This window comes from Microbispora bryophytorum (genome assembly GCF_006874465.1).
Lineage (GTDB): Bacteria > Actinomycetota > Actinomycetes > Streptosporangiales > Streptosporangiaceae > Microbispora > Microbispora bryophytorum.
The window spans coordinates 1-390 of record NZ_VIRL01000120.1 but is presented as its reverse complement, the minus strand read 5'-3'; the positions used below and the strand labels follow the sequence as shown (position 1 = coordinate 390).

The window sequence follows — 390 nt, the reverse complement described above, 5'->3', positions numbered from 1 at the left end:
CCCGTCGGGGAGCACGAGCGCGCTCAGGAGTGTGAGCTCGGGGCGGTGTCTGGACGTCACCGGTGTGTCGCAGGCCAACGGCGCCCTGGCGCAGGTCTGGGACTGCAACGGCCAGAACAACCAGCAGTGGACCACCACCAGCGCCGGTGAGCTGCGGGTCTACGGCAACAAGTGCCTCGACGTCAACGGTGCGAGCACCGCCGACGGCGCCAGCGTGATCATCTGGGACTGCAACGGCCAGAACAACCAGAAGTGGCGCCTGAACTCCGACGGCAGCATCACCGCCGTGGGCGCGAACAAGTGCCTCGACGTCTACAACAACGGCACCGCCAACGGCAGCAAGGTCATCATCTGGACCTGCAACGGCCAGAACAACCAGAAGTGGACCCG

The 390-nt window shown here is 65.9% G+C and carries 1 protein-coding gene; it reads left to right on the top strand.

The genetic code is table 11. The annotated features are described in order from the left end of the window. Window positions 1-31 precede the first annotated feature (31 nt). Window positions 32-390 (top strand): RICIN domain-containing protein (locus FLX07_RS36120; protein ID WP_244311185.1); only part of this gene is annotated, 359 nt, incomplete at its 3' end.